This window comes from Vibrio hannami, from assembly GCF_029589055.1.
GTDB classification, from domain to species: domain Bacteria; phylum Pseudomonadota; class Gammaproteobacteria; order Enterobacterales; family Vibrionaceae; genus Vibrio; species Vibrio hannami.
Genome location: NZ_JARQZP010000003.1, coordinates 1,499,698 through 1,519,092 on the forward strand (window position 1 = coordinate 1,499,698; position 19,395 = coordinate 1,519,092).

At 45.1% G+C, this 19,395-nt stretch carries 14 protein-coding genes and 1 pseudogene; 11 read left to right on the top strand and 4 right to left on the bottom strand.

Going from position 1 to position 19,395, the window contains the following annotated elements; translation table 11 throughout:
• Position 1: 1 nt before the first annotated feature.
• Positions 2-784 (bottom strand): MerR family transcriptional regulator, encoded by a 783-nt coding sequence (locus P7F88_RS08485; protein ID WP_277823682.1) that lies wholly within the window; start codon positions 782-784, stop codon positions 2-4.
• A 19-nt stretch (positions 785-803) separates the two neighbouring features.
• Positions 804-1,754, bottom strand: a complete 951-nt coding sequence (locus tag P7F88_RS08490; RefSeq protein WP_277823684.1) for a YbgA family protein — start codon at positions 1,752-1,754, stop codon at positions 804-806.
• Between the two features lie 339 nt (positions 1,755-2,093).
• Here P7F88_RS08490 and deoD point away from each other — a divergent pair, with 339 nt between their 5' ends.
• From deoD to P7F88_RS08520, 6 genes and pseudogenes are all read left to right on the top strand, one after another.
• Positions 2,094-2,804, top strand: a complete 711-nt coding sequence (gene deoD / locus P7F88_RS08495) for a purine-nucleoside phosphorylase (protein ID WP_277823686.1) — start codon at positions 2,094-2,096, stop codon at positions 2,802-2,804.
• Between the two features lie 53 nt (positions 2,805-2,857).
• Positions 2,858-4,326 (top strand): annotated as a pseudogene (locus tag P7F88_RS08500) (transposase).
• Positions 4,327-4,473: 147 nt separating this feature from the next.
• Positions 4,474-5,958 (top strand): tetratricopeptide repeat protein, encoded by a 1,485-nt coding sequence (locus tag P7F88_RS08505; RefSeq protein WP_277823688.1) that lies wholly within the window; start codon positions 4,474-4,476, stop codon positions 5,956-5,958.
• Positions 5,951-7,543, top strand: coding sequence for a diguanylate cyclase (locus tag P7F88_RS08510; RefSeq protein ID WP_277823690.1), 1,593 nt, complete (start codon positions 5,951-5,953; stop codon positions 7,541-7,543). The genes P7F88_RS08505 and P7F88_RS08510 overlap by 8 nt, the downstream gene beginning before the upstream one ends.
• A gap of 101 nt (positions 7,544-7,644) precedes the next feature.
• A complete protein-coding gene (locus P7F88_RS08515) occupies positions 7,645-8,076 on the top strand; it encodes an FIST N-terminal domain-containing protein (RefSeq protein WP_277823692.1) in 432 nt (143 codons plus the stop codon).
• Positions 8,021-9,421 (top strand): sensor domain-containing diguanylate cyclase, encoded by a 1,401-nt coding sequence (locus tag P7F88_RS08520; protein ID WP_277823694.1) that lies wholly within the window; start codon positions 8,021-8,023, stop codon positions 9,419-9,421. Before P7F88_RS08515 ends, P7F88_RS08520 begins: the two co-directional genes overlap by 56 nt.
• Before the next feature lie 328 nt (positions 9,422-9,749).
• On the opposite strand, the gene P7F88_RS08525 is transcribed toward P7F88_RS08520, so the two are convergent.
• Entirely contained in the window at positions 9,750-11,771 is a 2,022-nt protein-coding gene (locus tag P7F88_RS08525; protein ID WP_277823696.1) for an oxidoreductase, read from the bottom strand.
• Positions 11,772-11,920: 149 nt separating this feature from the next.
• On the bottom strand, positions 11,921-12,943 hold the full coding sequence (locus tag P7F88_RS08530) for a helix-turn-helix domain-containing protein (protein WP_277823697.1): 1,023 nt from the start codon (positions 12,941-12,943) through the stop codon (positions 11,921-11,923).
• Positions 12,944-13,176: 233 nt separating this feature from the next.
• Between P7F88_RS08530 and P7F88_RS08535 the strand changes: the two genes are divergently transcribed.
• From P7F88_RS08535 to P7F88_RS08555, 5 genes are all read left to right on the top strand, one after another.
• Positions 13,177-13,341: a hypothetical protein gene (locus P7F88_RS08535; protein WP_277823699.1), complete on the top strand. Its 165-nt coding sequence runs from the start codon at positions 13,177-13,179 to the stop codon at positions 13,339-13,341.
• Positions 13,342-13,357: 16 nt separating this feature from the next.
• Positions 13,358-14,485, top strand: coding sequence for an acetyl-CoA hydrolase/transferase family protein (locus P7F88_RS08540; RefSeq protein ID WP_277823701.1), 1,128 nt, complete (start codon positions 13,358-13,360; stop codon positions 14,483-14,485).
• Between the two features lie 12 nt (positions 14,486-14,497).
• Complete coding sequence (gene fadB / locus P7F88_RS08545) at positions 14,498-16,654, top strand: fatty acid oxidation complex subunit alpha FadB (protein ID WP_277823703.1); 2,157 nt, start codon at positions 14,498-14,500, stop codon at positions 16,652-16,654.
• A 14-nt stretch (positions 16,655-16,668) separates the two neighbouring features.
• The gene (gene fadA / locus P7F88_RS08550; protein ID WP_277823705.1) at positions 16,669-17,829 is read left to right on the top strand and encodes an acetyl-CoA C-acyltransferase FadA; all 1,161 of its coding nucleotides are present in this window, start codon (positions 16,669-16,671) and stop codon (positions 17,827-17,829) included.
• A gap of 180 nt (positions 17,830-18,009) precedes the next feature.
• The gene (locus P7F88_RS08555) at positions 18,010-19,374 is read left to right on the top strand and encodes a serine hydrolase domain-containing protein (protein WP_277823707.1); all 1,365 of its coding nucleotides are present in this window, start codon (positions 18,010-18,012) and stop codon (positions 19,372-19,374) included.
• The last annotated feature ends 21 nt before the right edge of the window (positions 19,375-19,395 follow it).

A 19,395-nucleotide genomic window follows, 5' to 3' on the forward strand; every position in this document is an offset into this window, starting at 1 on the left:
CTTACGCAAACCGCATCTTTTGGATCAATTCAGACACTTGAAGCTCGACCGTAAGCTGCTCTTCCAATAACCTGACTCCTTCGGCTAGCTTTGCAGGCAGCCCTCTATTTGAGTAGATATAAACCAAATCAAGTTTTGACTTGTTCACTATCTCAGCCAAACCGGAAAGCTCATCAACACCATCTAAAAAGGTAATATTGTAACCGTTATCACTCAGTTCCAGGGCAGAGAACCATGCAGGTAAACTCCCCACATTATCAAGGTTAACCATTAAGGCTTTGCCTTTCTTAAATGCACGATTTTCTGCCTCAATAATGCTGGTCGCTTTACTTATCATCAGAGACTGCAAAAGTGCTTTTTGCAGCGAGCGCTGAGAAGCTTTTACGCGTTCTATCCTTTCTAATACCGGATAGAAAAACTGAGCCTTAACTATGTCCAAAGGGTACTCCTTCATCACCATAGTGATCAGGCTTTCCGCTTTACTTTTGTTCAATGTTGCCAGCGCAGACATTAACCCATCTACCTCAGATAACATCTCAACATCGGACTCGTCGTTGATGTCGGTATCGCTATCGATAAGGCCTTTTATCTTGCCGATAGAAACCCCTTTCACCAACCAACTCTGAATCAACTTTATTTTTTCAATGTTTGCCTCGGTATACAGGCGGTGACCTGACTCCGTTCTTTCCGGCTGAATCAAGCCATATCTGCGTTGCCAGGCACGCAATGTCACCGGTTTAATTCCGGTGATTTCAGATACTTCTCTTATTGCATATAACTTCATTTATCGTTCTCTGATCCTTCTACAAGGCATAACGCAATCGTAAATCCTGTGGGTAAGGTTCCAGGTAGTTTTGTTGTCCCAGATAGTTATTAGGATAACGATTCAAATAATGCTTAATAAGGGTAATTGGAGCAAGGATAGGGAGCACACCTTTACGATAATCCTGAATAATGGTTGCCAGTTCTTGCCTCTCTTCCTTAGAGATCTTTTTCTTAAAATACCCTTGAATATGCATCAAGACATTGGTGTTATTTTTTCGACTTGCACGATGCCTCATCGCCTCCATCAACCCTAAACGATATTGTTGATAAAACTCTTCAAGTGAATACTTACTTACGTTAGCGACTAGTTGACCAAGGGTCTTATAAGACTGAGGGTGATGTGCCATCAATGTAAGTTTATATCTGGAATGAAATGCGATTATCTTCCCTGCTGTTGGCTCTTCTCCTACCGACTGATAGAAATCATTAAGGCAGTAAATTCGCGTAACAAAGTTCTCTTTCAGATAAGGGTCATTCAGCCTGCCATCCTCTTCAACAGGCAGCCAGGGCATCTTGTTCATCAGTTCACGAGTAAACAGGCCAACGCCATTTTTGTCAGCACGATTTTTCTTATAAATTTTCACTCTTTCCATACCACAGGTAGGAGACTTAGCACAGACAATGTACCCGCAAAGTTGCTCATTGTTTAACTGAGCAACTTTGTCCTTAGAATAGCTAATCATATCTGATGTGTAGTCTTTTGATGTGTCTTTGGTTTCTACCAGTGCAACTCGCTCATCATCAGATATCAAACGAATGGTTGGCCTTGGTACAGGTAGTCCGATACCAACCTCAGGGCAAACAGGAACAAAGGAGAAATAATCCGCCAATTCCTGAGTAACAAAGCGACTCTCTTTATGTCCAGAATCAAATCGAACCTTTTGACCAAGTACACATGCACTGATACCAATCTTAATTTGATCTTTCATTACTGGAATCCTCATTCTTATACAAAACTAATGCTTGTACAAAAAATATAGCATCTGAATTAAACCTATACAAAATATTTTTTTGTATACATTTATGCAGAAATAAAGGCACCAATGATCAATACAACAAGCAAATCGATTGCTTTCTCCGTTTAAACAAAATTGGTTATCAAGAATTAATCAGTGAGTAATCTAGCATCAAATTGTGATGAAACTCTCATAGAGCTAGCAAATACACGGCTATTATTACCTCAACAAAGAAGAGCAAATTTCAACATAATTAGTTATCTGTTCCTTTAAAATTATCAATTAGCTTTATCTAAGACTGGAGAAACCGCAATGGCAACCCCTCATATCAACGCACAACCTGGTGATTTTGCAGAAACTGTTCTGATGCCAGGCGATCCACTACGCGCAAAATACATCGCTGATAACTTTCTGGAAGATGTAAAGCAGGTATGTGACGTTCGTAATATGTTCGGCTTCACTGGTACTTATAAAGGTAAAAAAGTATCCGTAATGGGTCACGGCATGGGTATCCCTTCTTGCTGTATCTATGTTCATGAACTGATTGCTGAGTACGGCGTTAAAAATGTCATTCGTGTTGGTAGCTGTGGCGCTGTGCGTGACGATGTAAACCTGATGGATGTTGTTATCGGTATGGGTGCATCTACTGACTCAAAAGTAAACCGCATTCGCTTTAACAACCATGACTTTGCTGCTATCGCTGACTTCGGTCTGCTGGAAGAAGCGGTGAAACAAGCGCGCATTCAAGAAGTACCTGTAAAAGTGGGTAACGTTTTCTCTGCGGATCTGTTCTACACTCCTGAAGCAGACATCTTCGAAAAAATGGAGAAGCTGGGCATCCTTGGTGTCGACATGGAAGCAGCAGGTATCTACGGTGTTGCCGCCGACCTTGGTGCAAAAGCACTGACTATTCTAACTGTATCTGACCACATCATCCGTGGTGAGAAACTAAGCTCTGAAGATCGCCAGAAGTCTTTCAACGACATGATGAAAGTCTCTCTGGAAACAGCAATTAACTTATAATTTAAGTGCTGCCAGCATGAGCTGGCAGCACGCAATCTTCCCAGGGGGCGATCGTGTCAATTGGCAAACTTCCGAGGGACGCTGACGGTTTACAACTCAACTTTTGTAAAACATTGGCGTGTGACAACTTTGGATTGAGTGATGCAGAACGGTATGTTTTGCAGCACGTAAACCCGAAGCGTCCAACGATGGTTTGTCGTGAGTGTGGTGCTTTCCCCCTTTACTCAATAATCAAGAAGTTTTAAACGAACTTCAAAGGCTAAGGCACGTCCATAGCGACGGTCTTCCTGCATGCCGAAATCAAGAGTGCGAAAACTTCAGCCTTTCCGTACATACTCATAAAAACCTTTATCATGCCTTTGGATATAGTGGTGACCGCCAACGTTACCGTTGTAAAAAGTGTCAGTCGACTTTTGTTGATAAATGGTCCGGTGCAAACCAGAAAATACAGTTTCAGGAAAACCTGCTTGCGCTTCTTTTTACCGGATACTCGGTAAGGGAGATTTGCCGTAAGCTGGAAATCAACCCGAAGACCTTCTACGACCATGTTGACCATATTGCCAGCAGATGCCGTCGTAAACTTGCGATGTATGATGCGAGGTGGGTAACCCACGAAGAACATTATCACTTTGCATCTAGCTTTATGCCACTGCAGCCACATAGTGATAATGGCGTGTTGTGGTTTGCAACAGGCGAAGCAGAGTCCGGTTACATTCTGTCTCAGCACATTAATTACTCTGCGGACGAAGAGCCTGTTGGAACGGTTGATCACAATCCTTATGAAACGCCAGCCAGATTCGTTTCCCGTCGATACCTAGCGGAAACAAATCTTTCTATGACGATGCAGTCAATTGATCTCCGAGAGCGTATTGACCAGAAATATCAAATCATTCTGGCTCGTGGTAATGTCGAAGACCCTATGGGTAATATGACACAATTTAATTATCCGTCGAAGGGAGCGGTTATTCGCGCCCCATACACCTCTTACGCCCATTACATGCACCTGCTTGATATGTGCAGAGAAGGAAAACAAGTTTCCATCTATATGCCACAGGATCCTGTACTTCGTTCTGCAGCATTAACCGTCTTCTTGCCAAAAATTAAAGATCAGACTGTCGACCTGATGTACGTGGAAGAAGATGGAGGCTGGGACAACGAAATACAGGCTGGGAAAGTAGATATCGTTCATATGGGGTGGTGGCGAGATCGCTGGGCTATCTCAAAACAATCTGGCGGCTCTAAAGGTATTTGTTACCTCGCAGGAGAAAACACAGAACCGAAGCAGTGGCTGGAAAAAGCAACGGTTCAACATACCAAGTTCTATCAGGATCGTTTTCAGCTTCTTTTCGATAGCTTTATAAACGAACCGAGAAGAAAGCTTCGCCCGGGCGGAATTTTACCTATGCTCGACATTTTCCGCGCCTGGCACAACCTCTGTTATCAGGACAAAGAGCAGCTAACACCAGCTCAACGCCTTGGTTTAACAGAAAAGCCGATGACATTAAAACAACTTCTTTCCTAATATTCATGGGTCAAATGGTGTTCCAGATGTGAGCGCAAACGGATTTTTCGACTCAACATGCGATTAAAACAATTATAATTAGTGCGCTAAGCTTAACTAGCCATATAATGAATAAGTTGTAATTTATCAAATCTCATGGACTTAGCCTTGGATAAAGCCCACGTTCAACTTGCAAATGAGCTGGATCAGCTCAACGACAGGATAGAATCAGAACCGGAAGCTGTGCTGAATCTGGCTTCCCAGTGTTTACTGCGTTCCGATCAGGTGCTTTTCCCGGAAGGCGGGATTCAGGCATGTATCATCATTTCCAAATGCTGTTGGAAATTGATGGACTACGCCTCCGGCAGCAAGCACATCAAAGAAGCTCTGAATCGACTTAACCGGCTTGATACCGATCTTTACCTTCCTGAGATTCTTCATATTCACGCCCTGAATTTTTGGGGACAAGCAAAGTATTACTCGGCTCAACAATTCTGGATCAATGCTCTTGAACAGGCGGCTCTGGTCGGAGAGACCGAAATAGAAATAGAGTGCTTAATTGGTTTAGGAAATGTCTGGCGCATCACCGAAGAACACAAACTTGCACTGTCTACCCATGAATTAGCCGTTCAGGTTGCCAACAATGCCAGAGTGGACTGGCTGGAAGGTAAAGCCAGAATTTTGCTGGCGCAGGATCATTACCACCTTAACGACTATACCGAAATGCTTTCTGTGCTTGATGAAGCAGAAGAAGTTCTGAAGCACCATCCAGACCCATCCTGGCGCGCAGAAATATGGGACTTCAGAGGCCTGGCGCTACTGGGCCTGGAACGTATCAAAGATGCCGAGATAGCAACAACCAAGGCTTATGAAATAGCAATCAAACATGATCTGCTTTGGATGAAAACTCATACTTTCATCAGTAAAGCCCGCCTGGAAATGATCAAGCAGAACTTCGATAGTGCCACCGAGTTCTTAACCAGTGCAGAAGAATCTGCGAATAACTTCGACCATGGTGAGCTTCTGTCTCAGATCTGTTTTCAACAATCGATTGTCGCAGAGAGGCAACACGATTACGAACGAGCTCTGATTGCATTCAGGAAATACCGCAAGCACTCCATGCAAATGATGAAAGAACAGACATCAAAACTTGGCATGGACAAAGCCAGAAGCTCTAAGCGTCAACTTGATCAACGAGCAAGAAAGCTGATTAACCGAATACGCAGGCATGTAGAGTTCAATCATGGCGAACGAGGTTACTCTAACCTTGTATCCGAAACCTACTGGTGGGAACAGCTTGTTCTGTTCAAAAGTGAGTTAAAAGCAGCAACACACGCGGTATTGCTTATTAGCCATGAAAACTCTGCGTTCCTTGAAGTATGCATGGAGCTGACTCAATGTATCTGCAACCGGAACGACCTCTTATCACGCATTAGCGAAAATCGTATCGGTCTGCTTATTGCCGAAAAGGGAGACAAAGCAGAAGCCGTTCATGTTTATTTGCAACGCATGATCGCTGATTACCCCTGGCAGCGCCGTGGCCTCGTTGGAGATCTTCCGAAAATATCTCTACACGATATTCTCTCCTTCCCGTTCACGCTTGATCAGCTAGAAGACCAGGAAAACAGACTGACGGACAAAGAAGATGGATAGACTACTTAACAAGGTTTCAGAAGCAGGTCTTGATCCCTCTTCAGTCAGTGGTGAAGAGGCCATCGTTTTCTGGGATCATATAAGACAACATATTGCATCGTCACAAACAGAAAAAGCATTCTGTTACCTGATTAGTGCGGAATATCGAACTCAGCTCCATCAGCACAAAGAGAGTATTGATGAGCTTAGAAGTGCCCTTAACCTGCTTACATTACCAGATGAAGTTGACGAGATAATTACCATCAAAAACAGCCTGAGTATGAGGCTGATAGAAAGTGGCGCTTATGCTGAAGCACTAAAAGAGTTTGTCGATCTGTCATCTTTAGCTGTGGAATACAGCCATATCGATGACTATGCCATTGCAGTGCTCGGCATGGGTAATCTCTGTGATGCCTATGGTGATCATGCGCGAGCGCTACGTTATTATCAGAAAATCGACGGTATAGATCATGCTATCGATAGCCGAGCGCTTCGACTTCGCTATAAACTGGATATGGTTTCATGCCTTATCTCTCTTGGGCGTGTTTCTGCGGCAAACAACCTGCTTAGAGAATGTGAAGAGTTAAGCATTCTTGTCAGTGACAAGGTATTGGCAGGGCAAATAATTCTGTATCAATCGAAGATTTACCGTCGTCAGAAAAAATACACCAACGCTCTGAAAACACTGGCGAAAGCGCACTATTCTATCGATGGAAGTAACGCATCCTGGCTTTCGAATATGCTTCGGCTCGAAATGGTAAGAAGCCTGAGCGAGATTGCTAAGAACGATTATGCTGAAGTCGTTCTAAATCGTACTAAGAAACGTATCGAAGAATCTTCCTCTCCGGTACTGCTCCAGCAACTTTATGACTCTGTCAGTCATGTTCTGGGTAAGCGAGGTGACTTCAAAGAAGCGTTAAGTTTCGAGAAAAAGAGCTACCGTGTTACCAATGATCTCATTAAGAGTATCCCTATTAGCGACCTTGGCTCTTCTCAGTTAAGAAGGCTAACCCGCTTTGAACTGCAGCTAAAACTGATTATGTCAGAGCAGGAAAACAAAGAGCTGAAAGAAACGACTGAAAGCCAGAAGGATCAGTTTGCCAAGCTGCAAAAAGACGTTTTCACCGATCCCCTTACCACACTGCACAACCGTCGCTGGTTGGAAGTTAAACTCAAAGACCTGCTGCTTCATGAGACACCATTTGCTTTTCTGGTTGTTGATATCGACCACTTTAAATCGATCAACGATGAGCTTAGCCACCTGGTGGGCGATAAAGCCATCGTCAATGTATCAAAAGAGCTCAAAGAACATTTCAGCTTTAAGGGCGCATCTTGTGTACGCTTCGGTGGCGAAGAGTTTCTGGTCATCATGGAGAACGCCACTATCGAAAGGGCGGAATACTACGCAGAACAATACCGTGAACGTATCTACCAGTTTGGCTGGAAAGAGATTCTGGGCGAGCGTGGGTTAACCGTGAGTATTGGTGTCACCCTGCATAAAGAAGGCGAAAACACACAACGTACCTTCTATCGAGCGGATAAAGCATTATACCGCGCGAAAGCAAATGGCCGAAATCAGGTTTGCATTGAGCTACTCAAAGAGTAATTTCTCTGTCGGCTTTTATCATTTTTTGACATCAATAACCCCTCCATCCATTTATTGTATTAATATTTATATTAATCAATATGTGTTGCAGGGAGTTAGTGGTGATCTCAAGTTTTAGCATCCGCTATAAAAGTAGTTTTGACCTGGAAGAGCTAGAAATAAAAGCTGCGGGTAATCCTACTGAACATATTCTTATTCAGGTATTTAGTGGTGTTCTGGAGCAATCCAGAATTCTTACTCTCATCGATGAGATCCAACAAAGACTTCCCGGTGTATCGATCGTCGGTACCAGCACAGGAGGTGAAATTGTTGATGGTCAGTCCCTTGAAGAAGAGATTGTTATCAATACCACCATTTTTGAACACACACGCGTTACCACAGCAATCACCTTCCAGAATGACGACTTATCAGCCGCAGGCAAGGAGATTGGCCTGGGTTTAAAAAACGATGAGACCAGAGTCGCGATAGTTTTTGGATGTGGACTCAAAGAAAAAAACCATCAAGGGTCAGGCGCTACTGAATGCAATTCATAACGAAATTCCAGACACACTAATCGCTGGAGGCCAGGCCGGTGACAATGGTCATGGTGAAACGACATTCGTCTTCACAGAGAAAGGGATTACAGAACAAGGGGTCGCTGCAGCTGCACTTATAGGCGAGCATATCTCAGCATCAAATGCGTACAACCTTAGCTGGGTGCCTATCGGTAAAAAGCTCACTATCACCAAGGTAGACAACTCCAGAGTATATGGAATCAACCACCAGACACCTTACGAAATATATTGCCACTACTTAGGTCAGGAAGTGGCTGACAACCTACCTCTCTCAGCCGCAGATTTTCCATTTATTATTGAGAAAGACGGCACTACTATGGCTATCCATGCCATTGGCATGCACGACGATGGCTCCTTTGAGTATATTCATGACTTCCATGTAGGCGAACAACTTCGATTTGGCTTTTGCCATGCCGGATTACTGGCTTTGGGAGCCAGAGAAACCTACAACAAAGTGGCAAAGCAGGCTCCTCAGGCACTTTTTGTCTACTCATGCGTTTCCAGAAAGTGGATCCTAGGGACTGATATTGCAGTAGATCTGTCAGCAGTCTCGGGTATTGCACCTTCTGCTGGCTTTTTCTGCTATGGCGAATATTACGTACTTAACCAGAAGCCCCATTTCTTTAGCCAAACCATGACCATTCTTTCTCTTACCGAGTCAAAGGAAAAACTGGATCGCGTACCTATAGAATCCGAGCACCCGGAGTTGGTCGATGAACAGTCGCGCCAGTTCCGAACGATGCGCGTTCTACACAGGCTGGTAGACACTTCAACTAGGGAGATCGAGTCTGTAAATAAAGAGCTAGCAACACTCGTCAGGCTGGATTCGTTAACCGGGTTGTCGAACCGTCGTCGATTTGATGAAAAGCTACAACATGAATGTGAAAGGCTAAGTGGTAGCTCCACCCCGCTCTCGATTCTTATGTTGGATGTCGATTACTTTAAACCTTATAACGACACATACGGACACGTTGCCGGTGACAGTTGTCTGAGAGGAATAGCTGAAGTACTCAAAAGTGTTGTCAGCGATGAAAAACATACCGCAGCCAGATATGGAGGCGAAGAGTTTTCGTGTCTTCTTCCAAACGTAAACTTCGCTCAAGCAACAGAAATTGCAAAAAAGATATTGGAACAAATAAACCTGCTTAATATTGAACACAAGAGCTCACCTGTAGCAAAACATGTTACTGCAAGCATCGGCATATCAACGGTTTACTGCGACGCAAACACGGTTCCTGATAGCCTGGTGCACGCATGCGATAAGTTGTTGTATCAAGCTAAGGAAGAAGGGCGCAACCGGATAGTGAGTAAAGAGAATATTTGATGGAAGGGTTGTGCTGAGGTTCTCTAAATCTCTTTTGGACAAAAGTTGTTTAGAGTAATTATACAGAATGAGCAGCCAATCAAAACTTACTAACGCTGTTTAAGGTATTCGCATAGCTAGTGATGTGCTTTATTAGTTATTTATTCATTACCTAAATTCAAGTGAGCTTTTTAGCAAATTTAAAAACCATAGAGCAAGTTCTTCTAACTTCTATTTATGCAAAAACGGCTGTAAACAAGGAACCTAGATAGATGTATGCATTTTGACCAACCAATAAATAATGCTTACTAGAAAAAGAAGCAGCTTTTTTTGCTGCTTCTTTGACTAACTAAAGTGTTCTCGCGACTTCAAAACCATCCCAAATAGCGGCCATGATTGTACGCGCTTTCTGGCTATCACCAATGTTAAAGACGTTTTCGACATCAAGCTGATTGGCGAGTGCTTCATGAAGGTGATCCTCTGCTTGGTAACCCAAAGCTAAGACGAAATGATCCGACAAGATTTCCATGTCTCTTTGATCTCGCTGAACCAGAACACCAGTATCAGTGATGGCTTGCAGCAAAGTAGAGGTCAATACGCTCACTTGCTCTTTAACCAGTAGTTCTTTCAGCATTTGGTAGTTAGCAAAACAAGTACCGTGAGGACCACCGATGATGTCATCACTGGCTTCAATTAAAGTCACGACTTTACCCTGTTGCGCCATCCACAATGCTGCCTCAGCACCAACTAAACCACCACCAATCACAGTGACTTTGTCTCCTGTGATCTTATCTGGATTCATCAACATGTCTTCTGCAACGATAACATGTGGCTTATCTTGGCCTGATAACCATTTTGGCTTCACAGGACGAGAGCCGGTAGCAAAGATCACGCTGTCTGGATTGAATGATTCAATGGTCTCTTTATCTGCCGTAGTATCGAAACGCACGTCCACGTTCTTGCGCTCCATTTCACCAGCAAACCATTCAATCAATAGTTTATCATCGTGTTTAAACGGAGGCTGGCTACCCGGGATAACGTTACCCCCAAGTTGCTGAGATTTCTCAAGTAGCGTTACTTTATGGCCACGCTCTGACGCAATACGTGCTGCTTCCATCCCAGCGACACCGCCACCGACAACCACGACGTTCTGGCTACGATGGGTTGGCGCTAAGCGAAACTCTTCTTCACGGCCACAACTTGGGTTTACAGCACACGACAAGTTACCCACTTCTGCCATACGGCCTAAACAGCCTAAATGACACGAGAGACACGGTCGCACCTCTTCAAAACGACCACGGCGAATCTTGTTAACTGTATCTGGGTCAGCCAGCAGTGGGCGACCAAGTGAAATACCATCAGAAATGCCATTTTCGACTGCATGTGCTGCTAAATCAGGGTTCTCCATACGACCAGACATGAGTACGGGTACATCGACAACCTCTGACACTGCCTTACAGTAAGGCTTGTACATGCCCGGTTCGAAGTAGTTAGGCGGATGGTTCCAGTACCATGAATCGTAGGTCCCAGCATCGACATTCAACGCATCAAAGCCGGCATCTTGAAGGTACTTGGCCGCTTTCAGGCCCTCTTCCATATCGCGGCCCACTTCATCTGCCACTTCACCCGGAAGAATACCTTGACCAAAGCCTTTCATATTGCCTTTGACTGAGTAACGCAGTGATACTGGGAAATCATCACCACAAATCGCTTTTATGCCTTTTACGATTTCTACAGCGAAACGGTAGCGGTTTTCAAAACTACCGCCGTACTGATCGGTACGTTGGTTAAAGAATTCCATCGTAAACTGATCAAGCAAGTAGCCTTCATGCACCGCATGAATTTCTACCCCATCAAAGCCTGCTTTTTGTGCAATCGCAGCCGATTCAACAAACTTGCCGATAAAGTATTTCACTTCGTCAGTGGTTAGCTCTCTATGCTGAATAGAAGGATCAAAACGGTTTGGCGCATCAGAAGGTGCAATGGATTTGTCTCCTGGGGTAAAACCTGGGATACAAGAGCGTCCCCAACCTGCAGTCAACTGAGCAAAAATCTTCGCACCATAAGTGTGAACGCGCTCAGTCATCTCTTTGGCACTACGAATGTAGGCAGTTGGGTGGTTGGTAGGACACGGAAGAGAAGGCATTGGAAACTGTTCCAATTCGTTTTCGACCATTTGTACGCCGGTAATGATCAAGCCAACGCCGCCACGAGCGCGCGCTACGTAATATTCAACACCACGCTGGTTGTATGCACCGTCGCCATCGACACAACCCAATGTGCCCATTGGCGCCATCGAGTAACGGTTTTTCAGTTTTAATGAACCAATCTGCATCGGTTCAAAAAGGATTTTGTGTTGTTTTTTTAACATATAACACTCCACATTATTGGTATGTCACCGTAATTACCAGTGACAAAGTCTGCGAGTATTAAAACAACCACCAAGGTCAATTACTTGGCTAAATGGGACATCTCATTAACCATACAAGTCATCTTTCGTGTTTTTGATTGATATCAAATTCACTTTGGCTCAGGTCCGTGATTTTGCCTTACTGCCATAGGGGACTGGCCTGTCCAACGTTTAAACGCACGTGAAAATGTGCTCAAATCAGAAAACCCAAGTTGATAGGCAATTTCGGTCATGTTTACTTTTCCTGCATCGAGCAAATGCAAGGCTTTTTCTAGCTTATATTTCTCAACAACACCTCGATAGCTGGTGTTTTGCAGCGCAAGGTGACGGTTCAAGGTGCGAAGATTCATATTTAGTGCATCCGCAGTGGCGTTACCATTAATCGCTTCAAGATTGGTTTGCGTATTAAGGAAATGGTAAATACGCAAAATTAAATCGTCTTTTTTTAGCCTATCTGCTTCTTCACGGACTAAATTAACACACGCGAAATGAAGCTCTTTGTCACGTTGAACTAAAGGTATATGTAGGTAACGCTTGGGTATACGAAGCTTACGAACCGGAGAACCCGCGATGATTTTACAATTCATCTCAGCCTCCAACTGAACATTCTCTTCTTCACTATAACGATGGTCAATAAGGCAAACATCGAGTGTTACTGGTGTATTGTTCATCGCCTTATGGATAATTTTAATGATCACTGCGATAAAGAGAGTGATACCAAGATAGCTTACTCGTGAATCATTACCCAATGACTCGGTATCCAACACCCACAACTCGGCGTTTCCGCTGTGATCATGTTTGTACACCAACCTTACTGGGGCGCTCAATACCATCACAAACTCTTGCAAGAATCGCAGTAAACTGTCGAGATCCTTGGCGGTCCATAAAGCGGTTGAAAAGCTGCCAAAGGTCAACGGATCTATATTCTGTGCAATTTGCGTCATCAGCAGTGGGCGCCTGTCTTGTTCATAGGTTTGATAGAGTGCCGATCTCAAGTCTTGTACATTTGCTCGCTGATCTTCTCTGTACCGAACTGCCTCAATAGCGGCTGGAGTACATACCGGCGCTAACAGCTTCAGCCATCCCGAGTGCACTGAAAGTACCCCTTCAAAAACGGATTTTCGATTTTTCATACTATGTAAATGCCCAATTTTGTGACGAAATGCGCAAAGGTAAACTCTGTCTTAACCTGCATATTATCTGTCTCAAAATGCCAAATATTGACCTTCATCAACAGAGTAAGCTGTATGCAGTGAAACGGACTTTCTTCCCTACATAATATCGCATAGGGCAAAGAGCAGAGTTATTTTTTATGGTTGAAAAATAGATGCTCATCTTCCCTGCATGCAGAACAGAGAGCGTCACTATGACTGACTGGAAAAATCAATTCGCCGAGAAAATCATCTCATTGGAATCGGCAGTAGGTAAAATTGAATCAGGTGATAAAATTTGGGCTGGCGGTTTGTTGTCAATGCCGGTCATCTTCCTTCAAGAGCTAGACAAACATCTAACTCAGTTCCACTGGCTGTAAGCTATACACTGGTCTTATGACCTACCCTTACGAGTTCCTAAAGCCTCAGTACAAAAAGAATTTTAAACACATCAGCTTATTCATGGGCCCGCTTGAGCGCAAATGCCAACACGGCGGCAACATTGAAGTGATGAACTTCCACTTCTCAAACTTCAAACAAACGTTTGCAACACTTAAACCAAACACAGTCATCATTGAGGTGACACCACCAAATGCTGACGGTAACGTAAGCCTAGGCGCGTGTGGCGGTGTTGGCAGCAAAGAAGCACTGAAATACGCGAAAAAAGTTATTTTTGTCGTTAACGACCAACAGCCATTCATTGGCAACAAAGACAACCTTGTACATATTGACTACGCAGATTTTGTTGTCGAAGGCCACCACTGCATCGCAATGCCAAAAGCAGGTGAGCCAAGTGAACTTGAACAACAAATCGCACAGCACGTTAGCCCATATATCAAAGATGGCATGACGGTACAAATTGGTATTGGCACTATTTCAAACGCCATGGGTATGGCGCTCCGTGACCGAAAAGACTTGGGTATCCATACTGAAATGTTTACCGAATCTCTAATGGAAATGTGTAAAGCAGGAGCGGTTAGTGGTAAGAAGAAAAACTACAAACCGAACAAGATCATCACAGCGTTCGCGGCAGGCCCTCAAGAAGTCATGGACTTTCTGCACAACAACGAAGCGATTGAAATGGGTGACATGGCTGACGTGGTCGACGCTTATGAAGTGGCCAAAAACGACGACTTCGTATCAATCAACACCTGTGTGATGGTTGATGTGGTTGGCCAGGTGGCTTCTGAAGGTGTGGGCTTCTCTCAGATTTCTGGCTCTGGCGGTCAGCTTGACTTTGTTCGCGCAGCGGGCATGTCAAAAGGCGGCGTGAGCATTCTGGCCCTATCTTCAACACGTGATGGTAAAGAAGATCTTGAATCAAACATTCGTATCGCACTGCCAACAGGAACACCAATCACCACGCCTCGCAACGACACACAAGTTGTCGTCACTGAGTACGGCGCAGCCGATCTACGTGGTTTAACCACACCACAGCGCGTGAAAGCCCTGATCAACATTGCTCACCCAGAGTTTAGAGATGAGCTTCTAGAGCAAGCAACAAAACTTGGTTTGGCTAAATAAGGAGCCCATATTATGTACAAAGGTCGTTTTTTTACCCTAAACACACTGGGCGACAATCAAGCGGTTGAGCTAGTCTTCAATGCTGAAAAAGATCCGGTGAATACGCTGCGTAATGCTGCACTAACAGAACTTGAAGCGTGTATTACTCTTCTTGAAGAAAATAAGCCAAAAGGATTAATCATTCGTTCTGGAAAGAAGTTGTTCAGTGCAGGTGCTGATGTAAAAGCCTTCCGTGAGCTATTTAAAGATGGGGAAGCGGCGATTACACCTTTCCTAGAATGGGTTCACTCTATTTACAACAGAATTGAAGATTTACACTGCCCGAAAGTCGCGGTCATCAATGGCGTAGCGGCGGGTGGCGGTGTTGAGCTGTCTCTACTTGCTGACTACCGTTTAGCAACAACAGACGCAAAAATCAGTTTACCAGAAGTGAAACTTGGCATTATGCCTGGTTGGGGTGGCGTAACGCGTCTACCACGTATTGTTGGCGTTGATACTGCTCTGGGTTGGCTAACAACGGGCAAGAACTTGTCAGCAGAAAAAGCATTAATCGACCACGTGGTTGATGGCATCATTGATCCAAACCAAGAAAGCCCAGTTGAGCAAGCGCTGCGTGTAATCGAGCGTGCACAGCGTGGTGAACTGAACTGGCAAGCGCGCAAAGAAGAAAAGCGTCAACCACTTCCAGTGAGCGATCTAGAGCTTGGGATGTCCATCAATGTCGCTCGAGGCATGGTGGCAAAAGCGGCAGGTCCTCACTACCCAGCTCCAGGTATTATTCTCGATACCATATTCAACGCGGCACGTTGCACTCGAGATGAAGCTCTGAAAGTTGAAGCAAAAGGCATCGTCGCTTGTGCTGAAAGCGGAGTAGCCGACGCGCTAGTGAACGTTTTCTTGAGCGATATGGCGGTAAAAGCGGCAGCCAAAAAACACGCGGCACAATCTGAAGCAAGCAAAACAGCGCAAGTCGGCGTGATAGGCGCGGGCATTATGGGTGGTGGTATTGCCTATGTTAGTGCCGACCGTGGCATTGATGTGGTGATGAAAGACATCAATAAGCAAGGTCTTGACCTTGGTCTGTCGGAAGCGAACAACCTTCTGGCTAAGCAGGTTGAGCGTAAGAAGAAAACTCCACGCGAGATGGGTAATGTACTAAATCGCATCGTGCCAACACTGCACGACGCGACTCTGGCAGACAACGACCTGATCATCGAAGCGGTAGTTGAAAACCCAATGGTGAAAGAGAAAGTACTGGCTCAACTCGAAGAGACGGCTCCGAACGCCATCATCGCATCAAACACGTCAACTCTGATGATCGGTGGGCTAGCTCAGGCACTGAAAAGGCCGGAAAACTTCTGTGGTATCCACTTCTTCAACCCTGTACACCGTATGCCGCTAGTCGAAGTGATTCGTGGTGAAAAGACGTCAACGGAGACTATAGCCAAAGCCGTCAACTACGTTCTCCAATTAGGCAAAGTGCCTGTTGTGGTCAATGATTGTGCTGGCTTCTTGGTAAACCGTTGTTTAACCCCTTACTTCCTAGCATTCAACCAACTGCTGGTTGATGGTGGCAGTATCGCGCAAGCAGACAAAGTGATGAGCAAAGGTTTTGGCTGGCCGATGGGTCCTGCGCATCTTGCAGATGTGATCGGTCTTGATACGGCTAAACACTGTATGGATGTGATGGATAAAGCTTTCCCTTCTCGTTTATGTAAACCTCAAGTCAATCTCATCGAAATGTTATGCGGGCGTGGCCAACTCGGTCAAAAATCTGAACATGGATTCTACAGCTACACTAAAGATCGTAAAGGTCGTTTACAGCCTTCACTGAGCATTGATACCCAAGCACTACTTGATAGCGAATGCGATACTCCTGAGGTATTCAGTGAGGAAGAAGTGACCATGCGTATGATGTTACCAATGATGTTTGAAGCGATTCGCTGTCTAGATGAAGGCATCATTAGTTCGCCTCAAGAGGGTGATATCGCCTTTGTTTATGGCACAGGCTTCCCACCATTCCGCGGCGGTATTTTCTACTACATGGACAGCCTTGGTCTCGATAACTTAGTAGAACTCGCGCAGAAATACGAAGCACTGGGTTCACTATACGAGATACCTCAAGGTCTGATTGAACGTGCTAATAACAACCAAAGTTTTTACGCCTAATTAGGAGATTTTAAATGAAAAATGTAGTGATTGTTGATGCTATCCGTACTCCTATGGGTAAATCAAAGAATGGTGTTTTTCGCCACGTACGCGCTGACGATCTGTCTGCACACCTAATGAAAAGCATGATTGAGCGTCAATCGAACCTTGATGCGACACTGATCGACGACGTCATTTGGGGTTGTGTACAACAAACTGAAGAGCAGGGTGCTAACCTGGCTCGCGTTGCTGCCCTGCAAGCAGGCCTTCCGGAAACCGTACCGGCGACCACCGTCAACAGACTGTGTGGTTCATCGATGGATGCATTGCACATGGCAACGCGTGCAATTAAAGCCGGTGATTCAGATGTGGTACTTGTCGGTGGTGTCGAACACATGGGCCACGTGCCGATGACAAAAGGCATCAGCATGAACCCATATAACCGCAATATGGCGCAAGCGTCAGCCATGATGGGGCTGACAGCAGAAGCCCTTGGTAAGATGCATAAAGTATCTCGTGAAGAACAAGATGAGCTAGGCGCTCGGTCCCATCGTCTTGCTCATCAAGCAACCCTTGAAGGTCGCTTTGATAACGAGATTGTCCCAACTATGGGCCATGATGCTGCTGGCTTACCAATTCTAGTCCAGCACGATGAAGTAATTCGACCTGAAACTACAGTAGAATCACTCTCGACGCTTCGCCCTGTGTTTGACCCGCGCGGCACAGTGACGGCGGGTACCTCATCGGCACTATCTGATGGCGCATCTTGCTTGTTGGTGATGAGCGAAGAGAAAGCTATCGAACTAGGCTTAAATGCAAGAGCGCGTGTCATAGCGACGACAAATGCTGGTGTACCGGCAGCGATCATGGGGTACGGTCCTGTCCCTGCAACACAAAAAGCGCTTAAGAAAGCAGATTTAGATATAGACCAAATCGATTTTGCTGAAGTCAATGAAGCGTTCGCAGCTCAAGCAATTCCTTGCTTGAAAGGCCTTGGCTTATGGGAGCAGCGCGAAGACAAAGTTAATCTGCATGGCGGCGCAATTTCTCTCGGTCACCCACTAGGGTGTTCTGGGGCGCGTATAGTAGGTTCACTCATCAATATCATGGAACAACGTGGCGGTCGCTACGGTCTTGCCACCATGTGTATTGGTATGGGTCAAGGTATCGCGACCATCATTGAACGTGTCGAATAACGAAAGCGAAAATTAGCCTAAGCCAAAGAGCTCTGTCCTACCCAGAGCTCTTTTTTTGTCCAGGCTATTTTGTAGGGTTAGGCACTACATAATTGAATTTTTTGTTTCACAATTCACGCTATTATCATCAACGAAACAAACATCCTGTTCCTTTAATACAACTTCCCAAAGGGGGAAATTATGAAAAAATTTGCCTTAACCACTTTAACCTTTGCTCTTGCCTCTGCTTCTGTAAAGGCAACTGTACCTGCAGACCACCCTCTAGCCAAATATCTAAGTGCACCCGGCGCAACGGTTACTTTGCCTGTAACTGCTGCAAAACAACCTTTTGAACTCGATTTTGTTCAAGGTGCGTATGACAGCTTCGAAAGCTTCCACGCTCAGATGGGCGGAGATCATACGCTTTACTACTTGACTAATTGGAGCACTTTTATGCGCACGGATATGGTAAACCCAGCATCTGAACAAAAAGTGTTGGCACGTAATATCAACAACGAAATCGGTAACATTACCGTCATGACTGACAGCGAAGGTGAACTGAAGATGGATGACTACTTCGTTCATCCTACATTCCGTCACCAAGGCGTCATGATGATCCACAAAGGTGAAGTCGTTTACGAAGCATACCCAGGTATGAAACCAACCGATTCACATATCTGGATGTCTGCATCCAAGACGTTAACAGGCCTTATCACTTCGATACTGGCTGAAGAAGGTCAGTTAGACATGAACGCTTCAACCACCCAATACGTACCTGAGCTAAAAGGCACAGCATGGGACAAAGTCACTATTCTTGACTTAGTTAACCATACCGCGGGTCTTGATCACGAAGAAAGCAACCGTTCTATTCTAGACCCAGAAGGCGTATTCGTGCGCTTCATCAGCTCTGTACTTGGCACCACTGAACGCTGCGAAACGGGAGAAACATGGCTTGACGTACTGAAAGATGTACAGCCATTGGAAAACGAAAAACCAGGTGAGCGTTTCCGTTACTCTTCGCTTAACACTCACGTGCTAGGTCAAGTGATTCAAAACGCCACCAACATGCGTTGGACTGACGTTGTTGAAGAGCGCATTTGGGGCAAACTAGGCGCGCGTATGCCACTACAAGTTCACCTATCGCCTGACGGCACGCCACTAAACTTAGCCATTATCTCTTCTACATTAGAAGATTTCGCTAAGTACGCAACCATGTATACGCCAAGCTGGAATAAGGTCGCACACGAGCAGGTAGTCACCTCAACGCTACTTGAGCGCATTCGCTCAGCCGGTAGTGCAGACGCATTTATTGGTGGTAATAAAGAAAACCAAGCAATAGGCCTGTTTGCAGAAAAGCCCGTTAAAGGCGCTTACCAATTCGACTTCATTTTTGAAGATGGTGCTATGTACAAACATGGCAATACAGGCCAAGGTATCTATGTAGACCCAGCGCGTGACTTTGCAGCGGTTTACTTCGGAGCAACGCCTTATGTGCCACCTTACGGTGAGATTAAAGCTCCGGCATACTTCCGCAAAGTTGCAGAGCAGCTAGATAACGCAAAGTAAGCAGATAAATTTGTCGGGATA